Below are 14,860 nucleotides of genomic sequence, written 5' to 3' on the forward strand. Positions count from 1 at the left end.
TTTGGCGCTTTATTAAACGTTAGAAAAAAACGGCATATTGATCTGATTTAATATTCTAAAAAACTGTTTACAACGGCTATTTTGATCGAAGTCGTGGAAATTAGGTATTTTTCCGAATGCGCCAATGGCGCCGCCCCTCGGTAATGCAGGGCCGGCGTGGTTTACAACGCTTAGCCTTCGTGCTGGGTGTGCACCATGTAGTTCACGTCAACGTTGCGCCCAAGCTTGAAATGATCGGTGATCGGGTTGTAATGCAGGCCGATCATGTGCTTTTCGCGCAGCGGCGTGCCGTCGACCCAGCCGATCAGTTCGGAAGGGCGAATGAACTTCTTATGATCGTGGGTGCCCTGCGGCACCATCTTCAGCACGTACTCTGCGCCGATCACCGCCATCAGCCAGGCTTTGGTATTGCGGTTGATGGTGGAGAAGAACACGTGGCCGCCCGGTTTCACCAGATGGGCGCAGGCGCGCACCACCGAGGCCGGATCCGGCACGTGCTCCAGCATCTCCATGCAGGTGACCACGTCGTAGCGTTGCGGGTTGGCCTGGGCGTGGCTTTCCACCGTCTCCTGCACATAGGTGACGTCCATGCCGCTTTCCAGCGCGTGCAGCCGGGCGACCTGCAGCGGCTCAGCGCCCATGTCCAGCCCGGTCACCTTGGCGCCTTCGCGCGCCATGCTTTCCGCCAGAATGCCGCCGCCGCAGCCCACGTCGAGCACCTGCTTGTCAAAAATGCCGCCGGCGCGCTGCATGATGTAGTTCAGGCGCAGCGGGTTGATGCGGTGCAGCGGTTTGAACTCGCCTTCCAGATCCCACCAGCGAGAGGCGACGGCCTCGAACTTGGCGATTTCCTGGTGGTCAACGTTTTGCACTCGGCTGGATGATTCTGCGTTCATGGGCTGGTCTGGCTCCTTGTTCTCGTTGCGCGGATTATACATGTTCCGGCGCGGCATCGTCTGCGCCGATGCGTTTTTAGCGCACTTATCTGCACAATTTCCGTGAAACAGCGGCGGTTATTTTCCCGTAAAGCGTGCTTTGTGATATAGTTTTACACCTTTGCCACTATGGCAGCGGGCAGATGAATCATTAGTAGAGGGATAGCAGCTCCATGAGCGACCTTGCCAGAGAAATCACACCGGTAAACATCGAAGACGAGTTGAAAAACTCGTATCTGGACTATGCGATGTCCGTTATTGTCGGACGTGCGCTGCCAGATGTTCGTGATGGACTGAAACCGGTTCACCGCCGCGTTCTGTACGCGATGAGCGTATTGGGTAACGACTGGAATAAACCATACAAGAAATCGGCCCGTGTCGTCGGGGACGTGATCGGTAAATATCACCCGCACGGTGACAGCGCGGTTTACGACACTATCGTGCGTATGGCTCAGCCGTTTTCACTGCGCTACATGCTGGTGGACGGCCAGGGTAACTTCGGTTCCGTCGACGGCGACTCCGCCGCGGCGATGCGTTATACCGAAGTGCGCATGTCCAAGATTGCTCACGAACTGTTGGCGGACCTGGAAAAAGAAACCGTCGACTTCGTGCCTAACTATGATGGCACCGAGCAGATCCCGGCCGTCATGCCGACCAAGATCCCGAACCTGCTGGTCAACGGCTCGTCGGGTATCGCCGTGGGCATGGCCACCAATATTCCACCGCACAACCTGACTGAAGTCGTCAACGGCTGCCTGGCCTATATCGATGATGAAAACATCAGCATCGAAGGGCTGATGGAACACATTCCGGGGCCAGACTTCCCGACGGCGGCGATCATCAACGGCCGTCGCGGCATTGAAGAGGCCTATCGCACCGGGCGCGGCAAAATCTACCTGCGCGCGCGCGCGGAAGTGGAAGCCGATGCTAAAACCGGCCGCGAAACCATCATCGTTCACGAGATCCCGTATCAGGTGAACAAGGCGCGTCTGATCGAGAAGATCGCCGAGCTGGTGAAAGAAAAGCGCGTGGAAGGCATCAGCGCGCTGCGCGACGAGTCCGATAAAGACGGCATGCGCATCGTGATCGAAGTCAAACGTGACGCGGTCGGCGAAGTGGTGCTGAACAACCTGTATGCGCTGACGCAACTGCAGGTCACCTTCGGCATCAACATGGTCGCGCTGCATCAGGGCCAGCCTAAACTGCTGAACCTGAAAGACATCCTCGAAGCTTTCGTGCGCCACCGTCGCGAAGTGGTCACCCGCCGTACCATCTTCGAACTGCGCAAGGCCCGCGACCGTGCCCATATCCTGGAAGCGCTGGCCATCGCGCTGGCCAACATCGATCCGATCATCGAACTGATTCGCCGTGCGCCGACGCCGGCGGAAGCGAAAGTCGCGCTGGTGGCTCAGCCGTGGGATCTGGGCAACGTCAGCGCCATGCTGGAACGTGCCGGTGACGACGCCGCCCGCCCTGAGTGGCTGGAGCCGGAGTTCGGCATCCGCGACGGCAAGTACTACCTGACCGAGCAGCAGGCTCAGGCGATTCTGGATCTGCGACTGCAGAAACTGACCGGCCTGGAGCACGAAAAGCTGCTGGAAGAATATAAAGAGCTGCTCAACTTTATCGCCGAGCTGATCTTTATTCTGGAAAGCCCAGAGCGCCTGATGGAAGTGATCCGCGAAGAGCTGGTGGCAGTCAAAGAGCTGTACAACGACGGCCGCCGTACCGAGATCACCGCCAATACTTCCGACATCAACATCGAAGACCTGATCAACCAGGAAGACGTGGTGGTGACCCTGTCTCACCAGGGCTACGTGAAGTATCAGCCGCTGTCCGACTATGAAGCCCAGCGCCGCGGCGGTAAAGGCAAGTCCGCCGCGCGTATTAAAGAAGAAGACTTTATCGATCGCCTGCTGGTGGCCAACACCCACGATACGATCCTGTGCTTCTCCAGTCGTGGCCGCCTGTACTGGATGAAGGTGTACCAACTGCCTGAAGCCAGCCGTGGCGCGCGCGGTCGCCCAATCGTCAACCTGTTGCCGCTTGAAGCCGATGAGCGTATCACCGCCATCCTGCCGGTGCGCGAGTATGAAGAAGGGCGCCACGTGTTCATGGCCACCGCCAGCGGTACCGTGAAGAAAACCGCGCTGACCGAGTTCAGCCGTCCGCGCAGCGCCGGCATCATCGCCGTCAACCTCAACGAGGGCGACGAGCTGATCGGTGTCGATCTGACCGACGGCAGCAACGAAGTGATGCTGTTCTCCGCCAACGGTAAAGTGGTGCGCTTCCCGGAAACGCAGGTGCGTTCGATGGGCCGTACCGCAACCGGCGTGCGTGGCATCAACCTCGGTGAAGGCGACAGCGTGATCTCCCTGATCGTGCCGCGTGGCGAAGGCGACATCCTGACCGTCACGCAGAACGGCTTCGGTAAACGTACCGCCGTGACCGAGTACCCGACCAAGTCACGCGCCACCCAGGGGGTTATCTCCATCAAGGTGAGCGAGCGTAATGGTCAGGTGGTCGGCGCCGTGCAGGTGGAAACCAGCGACCAGATCATGATGATCACCGATGCCGGCACGCTGGTGCGTACCCGCGTTTCGGAAGTCAGCGTGGTGGGCCGTAACACCCAGGGCGTGACGCTGATCCGTACGGCGGAAGACGAAAACGTCGTCGGTCTGCAGCGCGTGGCCGAACCGGTGGAAGACGAAGAGCTGGACAGCCTGGAACCGGGCGCGGAAGCGGTGGAAGAAGACACCACGCCGCTGGACGATGGCGACGACGCGGCTGAGCCGATGGACGACGACAACGTTTAAAGCAAGGTGAGGGCGTCGGCATGCCGACACCGTAATGCACCGAGACAAAAGGGCCTGGCAGCGATGCTAGGCCCTTTTTCAGTTATATGGTTTAATTGGCGCACCGAGCCGCCGGCCGCCACGCCGGCGACAACGCGCGCCGCCACTGACTTTCGTATGGTATCCGATTGAAATACTTAGCCTCTTTTCGAACTACGCTAAAGATATCCCGTTATCTGTTCCGGGTGCTGGCGATTTTGCTGTGGTCGTTGGGAGCGCTGCTCACCACCTTTTATATTCTGAATATCCTGCATCAGAAAGAATCGGACATCCGGCAGGAGTACAACCTCAACTTCGATCAGGCGCAGGGCTACATCCGTCACTCTGCCGACATCATCCGCGACATCAAGTATATGGCGGAGAACCGTCTCAACGGGTCGGTTAGCAGCCTGGACATGTTCAGCGGCGTGTTTCCCGGCAAGGGCAGCCCGCCGCAATTCTTTCCGCTGTACCCGGAGTCCAACTGCACGCTGAGTACCACCTACCGCAGTTCGCTCGATTCGCTGAGCGGCCTGATCCAGTATTGGAAAGAGAACTTCGTGGCGGCCTACGATCTCAACCGGGTGTTCTTCATCGGCGGCGACAGCCTGTGTATGGCGGAGTTCGGCGGCGGCAACGCGAGCGCCAATCGGGAAAACGTGCTGAAGTCGCTGCACGAGCGCATTCTGAAATACCGCAACGCCAAGAATCTGGACAAAGACAACAACCTGTATTGGATCAGCCCCAGCGCACAGCGGCCGGACGTCGGCTATCTGTATGTGCTGACGCCGATTTATATCGGCAACAAGCTGGAGGCGCTGCTGGGCATCGAACAGACCGTTCGGCTGGAGGATTTCGTTACCGCCGGCAACCTGCCGATCGGCGTCACGCTGCTGGATGAGAACAACGAGCCGGTGCTGCGTCTGGCGGACGGCGATCGCTATGCCGCTTCGCTCAACAGCTATCCCGCAGAGCATGCCTACTTCGGCTATGTCGACAATTATCGCGACCTGATCCTGAAGAAAGCGCTGCCGCCTTCTTCGCTGAGCATCGTCTATGCGCTGCCGGTGAAAAGCGTAGTAGAACGCTTCAAAATGCTGATCCTCAACGCGCTGTTGCTGAACCTGCTGTCGGCCATCGTGCTGTTCACGCTGGCGTGGCTGTTTGAGCGTAAAATGTTCCTGCCGGCGGAGGACAACGCCTTCCGCCTGGAAGAGCACGAGCAGTTCAACCGCAAGATCGTCGCTTCGGCGCCGGTGGGTATCTGTATCCTGCGCATCAGCGACGGCACCAATATCCTGAGTAACGAACTGGCGCACAACTACATCAATCTGTTGACCCACGAAGATCGCGATCGCATTACGCGCATCATTTGCGAACAGCAGGCGAATTTCGTCGATGTGATGACCAGCAACAACAACAACCTGCAGATCAGCTTTGTCCACTCGCGCTACCGTAACGAAGAGGTGGCGATTTGCGTGCTGGTGGACGTCAGCGCCCGCGTGAAGATGGAAGAGTCGTTGCAGGAGATGGCGGCGGCGGCGGAGCAGGCCAGCCAGTCCAAATCGATGTTCCTGGCCACCGTCAGCCATGAGCTGCGCACGCCGCTGTACGGCATTATCGGCAACCTCGATTTGCTGCAGACCAAGGCGCTGCCGCAAGGGGTCGATCGGCTGGTCAATGCGATGAACAACTCCTCCGGCCTGCTGCTGAAAATCATCAGCGATATTCTCGACTTCTCCAAAATCGAGTCCGAGCAGCTGAAGATCGAACCGCGCGAGTTCTCCTGCCTGGAGGTGATCACCCATATCGCCGGCAACTATTTGCCGCTGGTGGTCAAGAAACGTCTGGGGCTGTACTGCTTTATCGAACAGAACGTGCCGGAGCGTATCTTCGGCGATCCGGTGCGGCTGCAGCAGGTGCTCTCCAACCTGGTGAACAACGCCATCAAGTTCACCGATACCGGCTGTATCGTGCTGCAGGTCTGCACCCGCGGCAGCTACCTGGAGTTCAGCGTGCGCGATACCGGCGTCGGTATCCCGGAGAAGGAAATTTCGCGCCTGTTCGATCCGTTCTTCCAGGTGGGCACCGGCGTGCAGCGCCATTTCCAGGGAACCGGCCTGGGGTTGGCGATCTGTGAGAAACTGATCAACCTGATGGACGGCGATATCGCCGTGGAATCCGAACCGGGCCTGGGCAGCTTGTTCAGCATCCGTATTCCGCTGTTCAACGCTCAGTTCCCCATCCCGCAGGCCAGCGATACCTGGCAGGGCCGTCGGCTGTGGCTGGATATCCGCAATCAGCGGTTGGAAAGCTACCTGATGGCGATTCTGGGGGGCTACGGCGCCGATATCCAGCGCTATGATGGCCAAGAGACCGCCGCCGGAGAGGTGATGCTCAGCGATCATCCGCTGATGCTGGACACGCCGCTGCTGGCTCAGATCCAATTCTCCACCGAGCATATCGGCCCATCGCAGGAAACCCGGCCGGGTTATTGGATGCACAGCACCTCTACGCCGCGTGAAACGCTGAGCTTGCTCAACCGGTTGTTCGGCGTTGGCAGCGGCGCGGCAGAGGCGCTGGTGCAGCTGCCGACGCCTGCCAAGGCCAGCGCGGCGGACAACGGCGATATTCATCTGCTGGTGGTTGACGATCATCCAATCAACCGCCGCCTGTTGTCCGATCAACTGGGATCGCTGGGGTATCAGGTGGTGACCGCCAACGATGGCGTCGACGCGCTCGGCGTGCTGAAACAGCACCACGTCGATATTGTGCTGACCGACGTCAATATGCCGAATATGGACGGCTATCGTCTGACGCAGGAGCTGCGGCAGATGCAGTTCAGCGCGCCGGTGATCGGCGTGACGGCGAATGCGTTGGCGGAAGAGAAGCAGCGCTGCCTCGAGGCGGGTATGGATAATTGCCTGTCGAAACCGGTCACGCTGGAGACGCTGGAGCAGACGCTGGCTTACTACAGCCAACAGGTGCGCTACAGCCGCAGCGAGGCTTGAAAAGCAAACAGGCACGGCGGATGCCGTGCCTGTTTGGCGTTAACCTGCCGTGAAGCGGGCTTTAGTCTTTGTCCAACGGCGTCATGCTGACGGACGAGAGATAATTGAGCAGGGCGATGTCGTTTTCGACGCCCAGCTTCATCATGGCCGATTTCTTCTGGCTGCTGATGGTTTTGATGCTGCGGTTGAGCTTCTTGGCGATTTCGGTTACCAGGAAACCTTCGGCGAACAGACGCAGCACTTCGCTCTCTTTCGGCGACAGGCGTTTGTCGCCATAGCCGCTGGCGCTGATCTTCTCCAGCAGTTTAGAGACGCTTTCCGGCGTGAACTTCTTGCCTTTCTGCAGGGCGGCCAACGCCTTCGGCAGATCGGTCGGTGCGCCTTGTTTCAGCACGATGCCTTCGATATCCAGATCCAATACCGCGCTCAGGATCGCCGGGTTGTTGTTCATGGTCAGCACGATGATCGACAACTGCGGATAGTGGCGCTTGATGTATTTAATCAGCGTGATACCGTCGCCATACTTGTCACCCGGCATCGACAGATCGGTGATCAGCACGTTGGCGTCCAGCTTGGACAGATTGTTGATCAGTGCGGTTGAGTCTTCGAACTCCCCAACGACATTCACCCATTCAATTTGCTCAAGTGACTTCCGGATGCCAAACAGTACGATAGGATGGTCATCAGCAATAATTACGTTCAGGTTATTCATGTTGTTGGCTACCTTGCTTCAGCAGTCTGCTGACGAAAAAATCAATCTGACTGATGTTATTCTCGATCTCGGGCGCATCACCTTCTGCGATGCGCTGTTCTAACGATTCGCACAGCTGCTTGCCGGGAAGCAGATTTAACATGGCAAACACGCCTTTCAGGCGGTGTGCGGTTTGTGACAGCGCATTGAAATCACTGCTGCCCGCCTCAGTATACAGTTTTTTGACATCGTCGGGTACTGTATCGACAAACAGCCCATAGTAATCACTTGATTTCAATTGTTTTTCATAGAGTTGGATATCTTCTGAGCTCAATGAAAGCGGGCTTTCTTCCTGTTCCAGCGCGGCCATTTGCTGTTCGATCAGCATCAGCACGGCGTCGATTAATGCGCCGTTCAGATTATAGTTTACCCGAATGTAGCGTTTATCCAGTGCTTGCCAGCCCGGCTCATCGGTCGCCAGCAACAGGGTGTAATCATCGGCGCGCTGTGGGTTATCGGTCAGCAGCACGTCATAATCGCGGTTGACCGCGCGATCTTCGGCGACGAGGCAGTCGGCGCCGTAGGCCTGCAGCAGACGGGTCACGATGCCGCGCACTTCATCCGACGTGACGTCCAGCAGGGCGGTGACGCCGTCGAGCAGCTTTTCCTGCTCCTGCGGCTCTTTTTTCTCCATCTCCATGGCAACGCGAATGGTGTAGCGAGTGCCGATATCCACCTTGCTGCGAATGTCCAACTGGCCATTAAGCTTTTTACACAGTTGGTTGCACAGGAAGAAGGTGAGCCCGGAACCGTGGTTGAAGCGGTCCACCAGCGTCTGGCTGAGGAACGGATAGTTGAGGTTGCTGATCTCTTCGTTGGAGATGCCGGAGCCGGTGTCGTTGATTTGGAAAATCAGGCGGTCCGGGTGCTCGGGCTCATGGTCGACAACCAGGGAAATCTTGCCGCAGGCGGTGGTGATAATGGCGTAATGCACCAGCAGCGAGATCACCTTGCGCAGCGCGTTGGCGTCGCCGATATAGTTCTGCTCGACGTCCAGTTGGAAATGCTTGAACAGCGCCAGCCCCTTCTGGTTAAGGGCGGGCAGGGCCTCCTGCAGCAACTCGTCGATCATCGCCGTCGGGTTGAACGGCTCGCGCGTGGGTTGCCAGTCCTGGGTTTCCAGCCGGGTCAGCAGGGTGATGTTATCGATCAACTCCAGCACTGAAGCCGACGCCGCCGTCAACTGGCCCAGCAACGCCTGCTGTTGTTCCTCATCCGGCCGGCTGTGCAGACGGTCGACCAGATCGTGCATCTGGCGTACCGGCTGATTCAGCTCGATGCCCAGATTGTGCAGCATCAGCTTGCGCGCCTGAACGTTTTTGTCGTATTCGCGCCGCGCCTGCTGCAGCCGCTTGTTCACCATCACCTCTTTATCCTGATCGTGCATCAGGAACAGGTAGGTGTCCGGCGACAGCTGGCTGCGGAAAATGCGGATTTCATACACCTCGTTGTTGACCGTCGCCTGGATCACCCCGTGATGCTGTTCGGCCATATGGGCGATCTTCTGCAGACTGAGGTGTGGTAACAGGTGCTCGGCGATTTTGTTGCTGGCGATCACCGTATTGTTGGCGAAGCTGTAGACCAGCAGGCCGGAGGGCAGGCTGGAGACGATCTCCTGATTCAGCGCGCGTTCGGCTTCCAGTTCCACCGCCATGTTTTCGCTCGGGCGAATGTACTGGCGGCGGATAAAGTAGATGCTCAGCATCGACAGCGCCAGCAGCAGCAGGTTGACCGCGATCAGCCAGATGTTGTTGCGCAGCAGATCGATGGCCAGATTGATGGCCGAAACGCGATACACCACCTTCAGCGGCGCATTGGGCAGGGCGGCGCTGAACTCCACCCACCCGCCGGTCATCGTCGCATGGGTGCCGAGGACGGTTTCAGCCGGGATGACGCTGTCGTCGAGATCGACATCGTCCGGCAGCAGCAGGAAACTGGCGCGGGCCAGATTGGCCGGAATGATGTCGTTGATTGGCAAATCGAAGGCGATCACCGTCGCCAGATGCCCCGGCTGGTTGAAAGTGGTGCGAATCGAGAACGAATAGGCGTTCTGGAAGCGCTGCTTGCGCAGATCGGAAAAGCTCTCGCGCTCGTCGAGCATATTGGCCTGCTGCAGCATCTCGGCCCGGCGTTCGTCCGCCGAGGTGGTCAGGTAGCTTTCCCGAAAGCGCGAAGCCAGCTCTTTGAGCGGCTGGGTGGTGATCAGGCTGAGGCTGTTGTCCTGACCATTGAGGTAATACATGGCGTAGTTCTCGGTTTTGGCGCCCCAGCGGGTATCCAGGTAGTCCGAGATGTTGGCGATCATCGCCAGCGTGTTTTCGTCATGGCTGCCGAAGATCACCGCGTCCGTTTTCTTGTGCGGCTTCTCGACATAATAGACGTCGGGTCGCAGGCGGGTTTCCTGCAAACCGGGATCGACATTCTGCGCCGGCGCATTGCCGAATTTGTCATAGACCTGATAGGTCATATAGCGGTAGGTATCGATACGCTTTTGCAGCGAACCGGCGATGCCGTTCAGCGCGTACTTCTTTTCCGCCAGCCAGGCATTGGTGTAATTGTAACCATACAGGCCGATGCCGATCGTCAGCAGCACGATAAACAGCAGGAAGCAGCGGGTAATGTTGCTGGAACTTATGGTCAGTTGTTTATTTTGCATAGTGGCTGCGCATTCCTGAATCAGCGAGTGACGGCCCTGGCGCTGGCGGTCACCGCCAACAGCAGAGCGGCTACGCAGGCGAAGGCCACCGTCAGGCTGGAAAACTGAGCGATGAAGCCGATCAGCGCCGGGCCGGCCAGAATACCGGCATAGCCGACGGTGGTCACGGAGGCGATCGCCAAATTGGCCGGCATGTCGCGCTGGTTGCCTGCGGCGCTGAACAGGATCGGCACGACGTTCGAGGCGCCCAGGCCGACCAGCATGAAGCCGACCAGCGAAACGGCGGCGTGGTTGAAAGCGATGGCCAGGCTCAGACCGAAAGCGGCGCACAGGCTGCCCAGCAGCAGCACCCGGTAGCGGCCCAGCGAGTTCACCACCCGATCGCCATTGAGGCGGCCGAGTGTCATGGTGATGGAAAACAGCGCGTAGCCCAAACCGGCCTGGCTATGCTCGACGCCCCGCAAGGTGGTGAGGAACAGTGCGCTCCAGTCGAGCATCGATCCTTCCGCCAGAAACATGATAAAGCACAGAATGCCGATGAACATCACCCAGCCGCGCGGCAAGACGAACATCGGCCCGCCGTCGTCGGCGCCACTCTCACGCAGCAGATGGCGGCTGGCAAGCGCCAGCAGGACTATCACCGCCAGCACGGTGAGCAGGGTGGATTGCAGCGGCGTCAACCCCAGCCACAGCAACGCGCTGACGCCGCCGGCGCCGGCAATGCCGCCGATGCTGAAGAAACCGTGAAAGCCGGACATCATCGCCTTGCCGCTTGCGCGTTCGACGATCACCGCCTGAACGTTCATCGCCACGTCGATCATGCCGATCGCCGCACCGAACAGCAGCAGCGCCACGGCCATGCCGCCGAGGGAGTCCATCAGCGCCAGCAGCGGCAGATCGATGCATAACCCGAGCCCCGCCATCAGGATCACCGCGCGGCAGCCCAGTTTGCCAGTCAGGAAACCGGTCAGCGGCATCGCCAGCATGGAGCCGGCGCCGATACAGAGCAGCAACAGGCCGAGCGAGCCGTCATCGATACCGATGCGCGCTTTGGCGAAGGGGACCAGCGGCGCCCAGGCGGCCATGCCGAGACCGGCGACGAAAAAGGCCAGGCGGGTGGCGATCTGTTGAGGAACGCCGGGCGTTTGCTGTTCATTGCACAAGGTGGCTGTCATGTAAGCGTCAGGATCTTGGGTCAAAAGAATGGTGAAAGTTACTGACAGTTTTTATCACAATCCGCGATCCGGGTCGAAAATATTCGCGCCTGACAGGTTCCTGGCACCGCCTCTGCGCACCAGCCAGAGCGCGATAGCCTGGACAATATAGTCCTTTTGCTGCTCGTCCAGTGCGACGCCCTGCGGTATGCCGTGCCACTTTTCCAGACAGCCTCGGCAGCAGGTGGCGGTGGCGTGCTGGGCGACGAACACCGGGTGGCCACGCATCGGCGTTTGCTTGCCGTCGTTTTTAGGATGGGCGGCGGCCAGGCGGCGGTCGATAAAATCGCGGGCATGGCTGAGTATCAGCGGCAATCCCTTGCCGTCGAGATACGTTTGGTCTTTGGCATTTAAACGGAAGCGAGCGCGGAAGGGGGAGGTTTGTAGCCGCCGCCACAGCTCGTCGGGTTGAAAGGGCATCATGAATGTTACTCGCTGAGGGTGCGTTTTTTTCAGATTACCAGAACGGAAACTCTGCGGCTAATTATGCCTGCGGCGGGAAATAATCGGTGAGATAAAGCACGAAATGAAAAGCAATTTCAATTTGTAGACTAAAATAAGGGAAGGGATTAGCAATTAGTGCGAAAGTAAATTAATGAAACTATATCATCAGGTTATTTATTTGCGTGCTATTTGTACGAGTCGAAATAGTGAGAGATGTGTGGAGGAAAATAAAAAACCGGCCAGAAGCCGGTTAAAGGAATGCAGAAATTATCCTCGGATCTCGGATAATGAAGGTAATAATGAAAATAATGATGATAGCGAGATGATTATAGCGGCTGGGTGCGGGCAACGTTTTGGCACAATGTGCTTATTGACCGGCTCAATTGTATGGTTGGCTTTTTTTTCTTAAAGATATGTATAACTGCATGATTTTTTATCAATTAATCTATTCTTTGCCTTTAAGTGCTTTATTTTGTTTGTCTGTAAGGTTTTGTGAAAGTTCGCGCGTATTTACATTTTGAAACCTTTATTAATTACAATGAAACACTATCGGATACTTGGTATCATTTTCTTTCTGGATTAATATAACCCTTGTTACCAGAATGGTAATGCACAGTCGTGCTAATAATGCTCGAAAAGGGCAGTGGCCGTAGCTCGACATAATTAACGAGGATAATAACGATGAAACTTCGAGTACTCTCTCTGATGGTACCCGCACTGCTGGTTGCAGGCACAGCAGGCGCGGCGGAAATCTACAACAAAGACGGTAATAAACTGGATTTGTACGGTAAAGTCGACGGTCTTCACTATTTCTCCAGCAACAACGGCGTGGACGGCGATCAGTCTTATATGCGTTTTGGCCTGCGCGGCGAAACGCAAATCAGCGATCAACTGACCGGTTACGGCCAGTGGGAATATCAGGCGAACCTGAACCACGCTGAAAGCCAGGACAACAAAAACTTCACCCGTTACGGCTTCGCCGGTCTGAAATTCGGCGACTACGGCTCCTTCGACTACGGCCGTAACACCGGCGTGCTGTACGACGTCGCGGCGTATACCGACTTGCAGCCTGAGTTCGACGGTATGACCTATGGCGCCGACCAGTTCATGTTCCAGCGCTCCAGCGGCCTGGCGACCTACCGTAACAACGACTTCTTCGGTCTGGTTGACGGCCTGAACTTCGCCCTGCAGTACCAGGGTAAAAACGGCAACGGTGAAGAAACCAACAACGGTCGTGACGTTCTGGGTCAAAACGGCGAAGGCTACGGCATGTCCATGAGCTATGACATGGGCTACGGCATCAGCGCTGCGGGCGCCTTCTTCAACTCTCGCCGCACCAGCGAGCAGAACGGCGCCGGCGCGTACCGCAATATTATGGGCCGCGGCGACAAGGCTGAAGGGTACTCCGGCGGTCTGAAATATGACGCCAACGACGTTTACCTGGCGGTGATGTTCACCCAGTCCTACAACGCGGCGCGTTTCGGTAGTTCCGACAGCAGCGTTTATGGCTACGCCAACAAGGCGCAGAGCTTTGAAGCCTACGCGCACTACCAGTTCGACTTCGGTCTGCGTCCGTTCGTGGGTTATAACCAGACCAAAGGTAAAGACCTGGGCCGTGCCGGCAACGGCAAGGACTACGGCGATCAAGATCTGGTCAAATTCGTCGACCTGGGTGCGACCTACTTCTTCAACAAAAACATGTCTACCTATGTTGATTACAAAATCAACCTGGTGGACAACAACGATTTCACCGACGCTGCCGGCATCAACACCGACAACGTGGTTGCCGTGGGCCTGGTTTACCAGTTCTAAGCACCAGCGTGTGAATGACACAGCGCGGCCTTCGGGCCGCGTTTTTTTTTGCCGGTAAAAAGCACGAATTGATCCGTTGCCGGCACGGGAAGCGCTTCCGTTCGCCTCCGTCCGACCTACGCTGTCAGAACGGATAACAGAGCGGAGGTGATATGGAACTCAAGATCGATAAGGTGATCGAAACGGTGCTGTACGTCAGCGATATTGAACGCGCGGACGTTTTTTACCGGGAGGTGCTGAAGCTGCCGACGATGGTCGCCAACGAACGGTTTCGCGCCTATAACGTCGGCGATCGGAGCGTATTGTTGCTGTTTATCGAGGGCGATTCGCTGAGCGGGGCGCACTATCCGACCGGATTTATTCCCGCGCACGATGGCGTGGGGCCGGCGCATATCGGGCTGGCGGTGGCGAAAGAGCAACTGTCGCACTGGGAACGGCATCTGATGGCCAACGGCGTGGAGATTGAGGGGCGGATGCGCTGGGAACACGGCGGGGAGAGCATTTATTTTCGCGATCCCGACGCCCACCTGTTGGAACTGGTGACGCCGGGCATCTGGGCCAATTACTGATCGAACCCGCCTTGCGCCAACATGTCCAACGCGGCATTCAGCACCTGCAGGGCGGCCTGCGGTTGCCGCTCTATCTGCACTCTGACGATGGCGCCGTCGATCAGCATCGCCAACATCGCTGCGTGCCGTTCCCGCTGTGGGCCGGCGGGCAGGTGACGTGCCAGCTCGTCCGCCATCTGCCGCTTATGCCGGCCGGCGATGTGTCGGCTTTCCGGCAGCAGGTCGGCAAGCTCCACCGCCGTATTGATAAACGCGCAGCCGCGAAAGCGCGGATCTTCGAACCATTCCGCCAGGCAGGGCGCCAGCGCCGGCAGCAACCCACCGGTCTGCGCCACATGCCTGGTCAACGCTGTGCTGAACCAGGCTAACCACTGCTGATGGCGATAGGTCAAAAACGCCGTAATTAAATCGTTCTTGCTGGGAAAGTGGCGGTAGAAGGTCACCTTGGTCACACCCGATTCCTTGATGATGCGATCGATACCGGTGGCGCGGATCCCTTCTTGATAAAACAGATCGTGCGCCGTCAGCAAAATGCGCTGGCGAGCGGGCAAGGCGTTGAAATCGGCGGTCATCATTTTCTCCCAGGCTATTTTCGAGTGATTGTAGACAACTCTGTCTACTTGCGCTAGCGTAA

General features: G+C 57.6%; 10 protein-coding genes. 4 read left to right on the top strand and 6 right to left on the bottom strand.

The annotated features are described in order from the left end of the window. Positions 1–170 precede the first annotated feature (170 nt). Positions 171–896 carry a bifunctional 2-polyprenyl-6-hydroxyphenol methylase/3-demethylubiquinol 3-O-methyltransferase UbiG gene (gene ubiG, locus ACUTSC_RS12160; RefSeq protein ID WP_025303640.1) on the bottom strand — a complete coding sequence of 242 codons (726 nt, stop codon included), beginning with the start codon at positions 894–896 and terminating at the stop codon, positions 171–173. Positions 897–1,108: 212 nt separating this feature from the next. Here ubiG and gyrA point away from each other — a divergent pair, with 212 nt between their 5' ends. After that, positions 1,109–3,751 (top strand): DNA topoisomerase (ATP-hydrolyzing) subunit A, encoded by a 2,643-nt coding sequence (gene gyrA, locus ACUTSC_RS12165; protein ID WP_197768150.1) that lies wholly within the window; start codon positions 1,109–1,111, stop codon positions 3,749–3,751. 167 nt (positions 3,752–3,918) lie between these two features. Then, the gene (rcsC, locus tag ACUTSC_RS12170) at positions 3,919–6,780 is read left to right on the top strand and encodes a two-component system sensor histidine kinase RcsC (RefSeq protein ID WP_197768149.1); all 2,862 of its coding nucleotides are present in this window, start codon (positions 3,919–3,921) and stop codon (positions 6,778–6,780) included. A gap of 61 nt (positions 6,781–6,841) precedes the next feature. Here the strand turns inward: rcsC and rcsB are convergent, their stop codons facing one another. The 4 genes from rcsB to ACUTSC_RS12190 are packed head-to-tail and all read right to left on the bottom strand — an operon-like array spanning position 6,842 to position 11,821. Then, entirely contained in the window at positions 6,842–7,492 is a 651-nt protein-coding gene (gene rcsB, locus ACUTSC_RS12175) for a response regulator transcription factor RcsB (RefSeq protein ID WP_004935900.1), read from the bottom strand. Beyond that, entirely contained in the window at positions 7,485–10,187 is a 2,703-nt protein-coding gene (gene rcsD / locus ACUTSC_RS12180) for a phosphotransferase RcsD (RefSeq protein ID WP_197768148.1), read from the bottom strand. The genes rcsB and rcsD overlap by 8 nt, the downstream gene beginning before the upstream one ends. Positions 10,188–10,207: 20 nt before the next feature. Then, complete coding sequence (locus ACUTSC_RS12185; protein WP_197768147.1) at positions 10,208–11,362, bottom strand: MFS transporter; 1,155 nt, start codon at positions 11,360–11,362, stop codon at positions 10,208–10,210. Positions 11,363–11,416: 54 nt separating this feature from the next. Beyond that, positions 11,417–11,821: a DUF4186 domain-containing protein gene (locus ACUTSC_RS12190; RefSeq protein WP_443003342.1), complete on the bottom strand. Its 405-nt coding sequence runs from the start codon at positions 11,819–11,821 to the stop codon at positions 11,417–11,419. Positions 11,822–12,526: 705 nt separating this feature from the next. Here ACUTSC_RS12190 and ompC point away from each other — a divergent pair. Next, on the top strand, positions 12,527–13,657 hold the full coding sequence (gene ompC, locus ACUTSC_RS12195; protein ID WP_142110254.1) for a porin OmpC: 1,131 nt from the start codon (positions 12,527–12,529) through the stop codon (positions 13,655–13,657). A 152-nt stretch (positions 13,658–13,809) separates the two neighbouring features. Beyond that, positions 13,810–14,226 (top strand): VOC family protein, encoded by a 417-nt coding sequence (locus ACUTSC_RS12200; RefSeq protein WP_197768145.1) that lies wholly within the window; start codon positions 13,810–13,812, stop codon positions 14,224–14,226. On the opposite strand, the gene ACUTSC_RS12205 is transcribed toward ACUTSC_RS12200, so the two are convergent. Next, on the bottom strand, positions 14,220–14,798 hold the full coding sequence (locus ACUTSC_RS12205) for a TetR family transcriptional regulator (RefSeq protein WP_197768232.1): 579 nt from the start codon (positions 14,796–14,798) through the stop codon (positions 14,220–14,222). The genes ACUTSC_RS12200 and ACUTSC_RS12205 overlap by 7 nt on opposite strands. Positions 14,799–14,860: the final 62 nt, after the last annotated feature.

The sequence above is a fragment of the Serratia sp. TSA_105.2 genome, assembly GCF_052692115.1.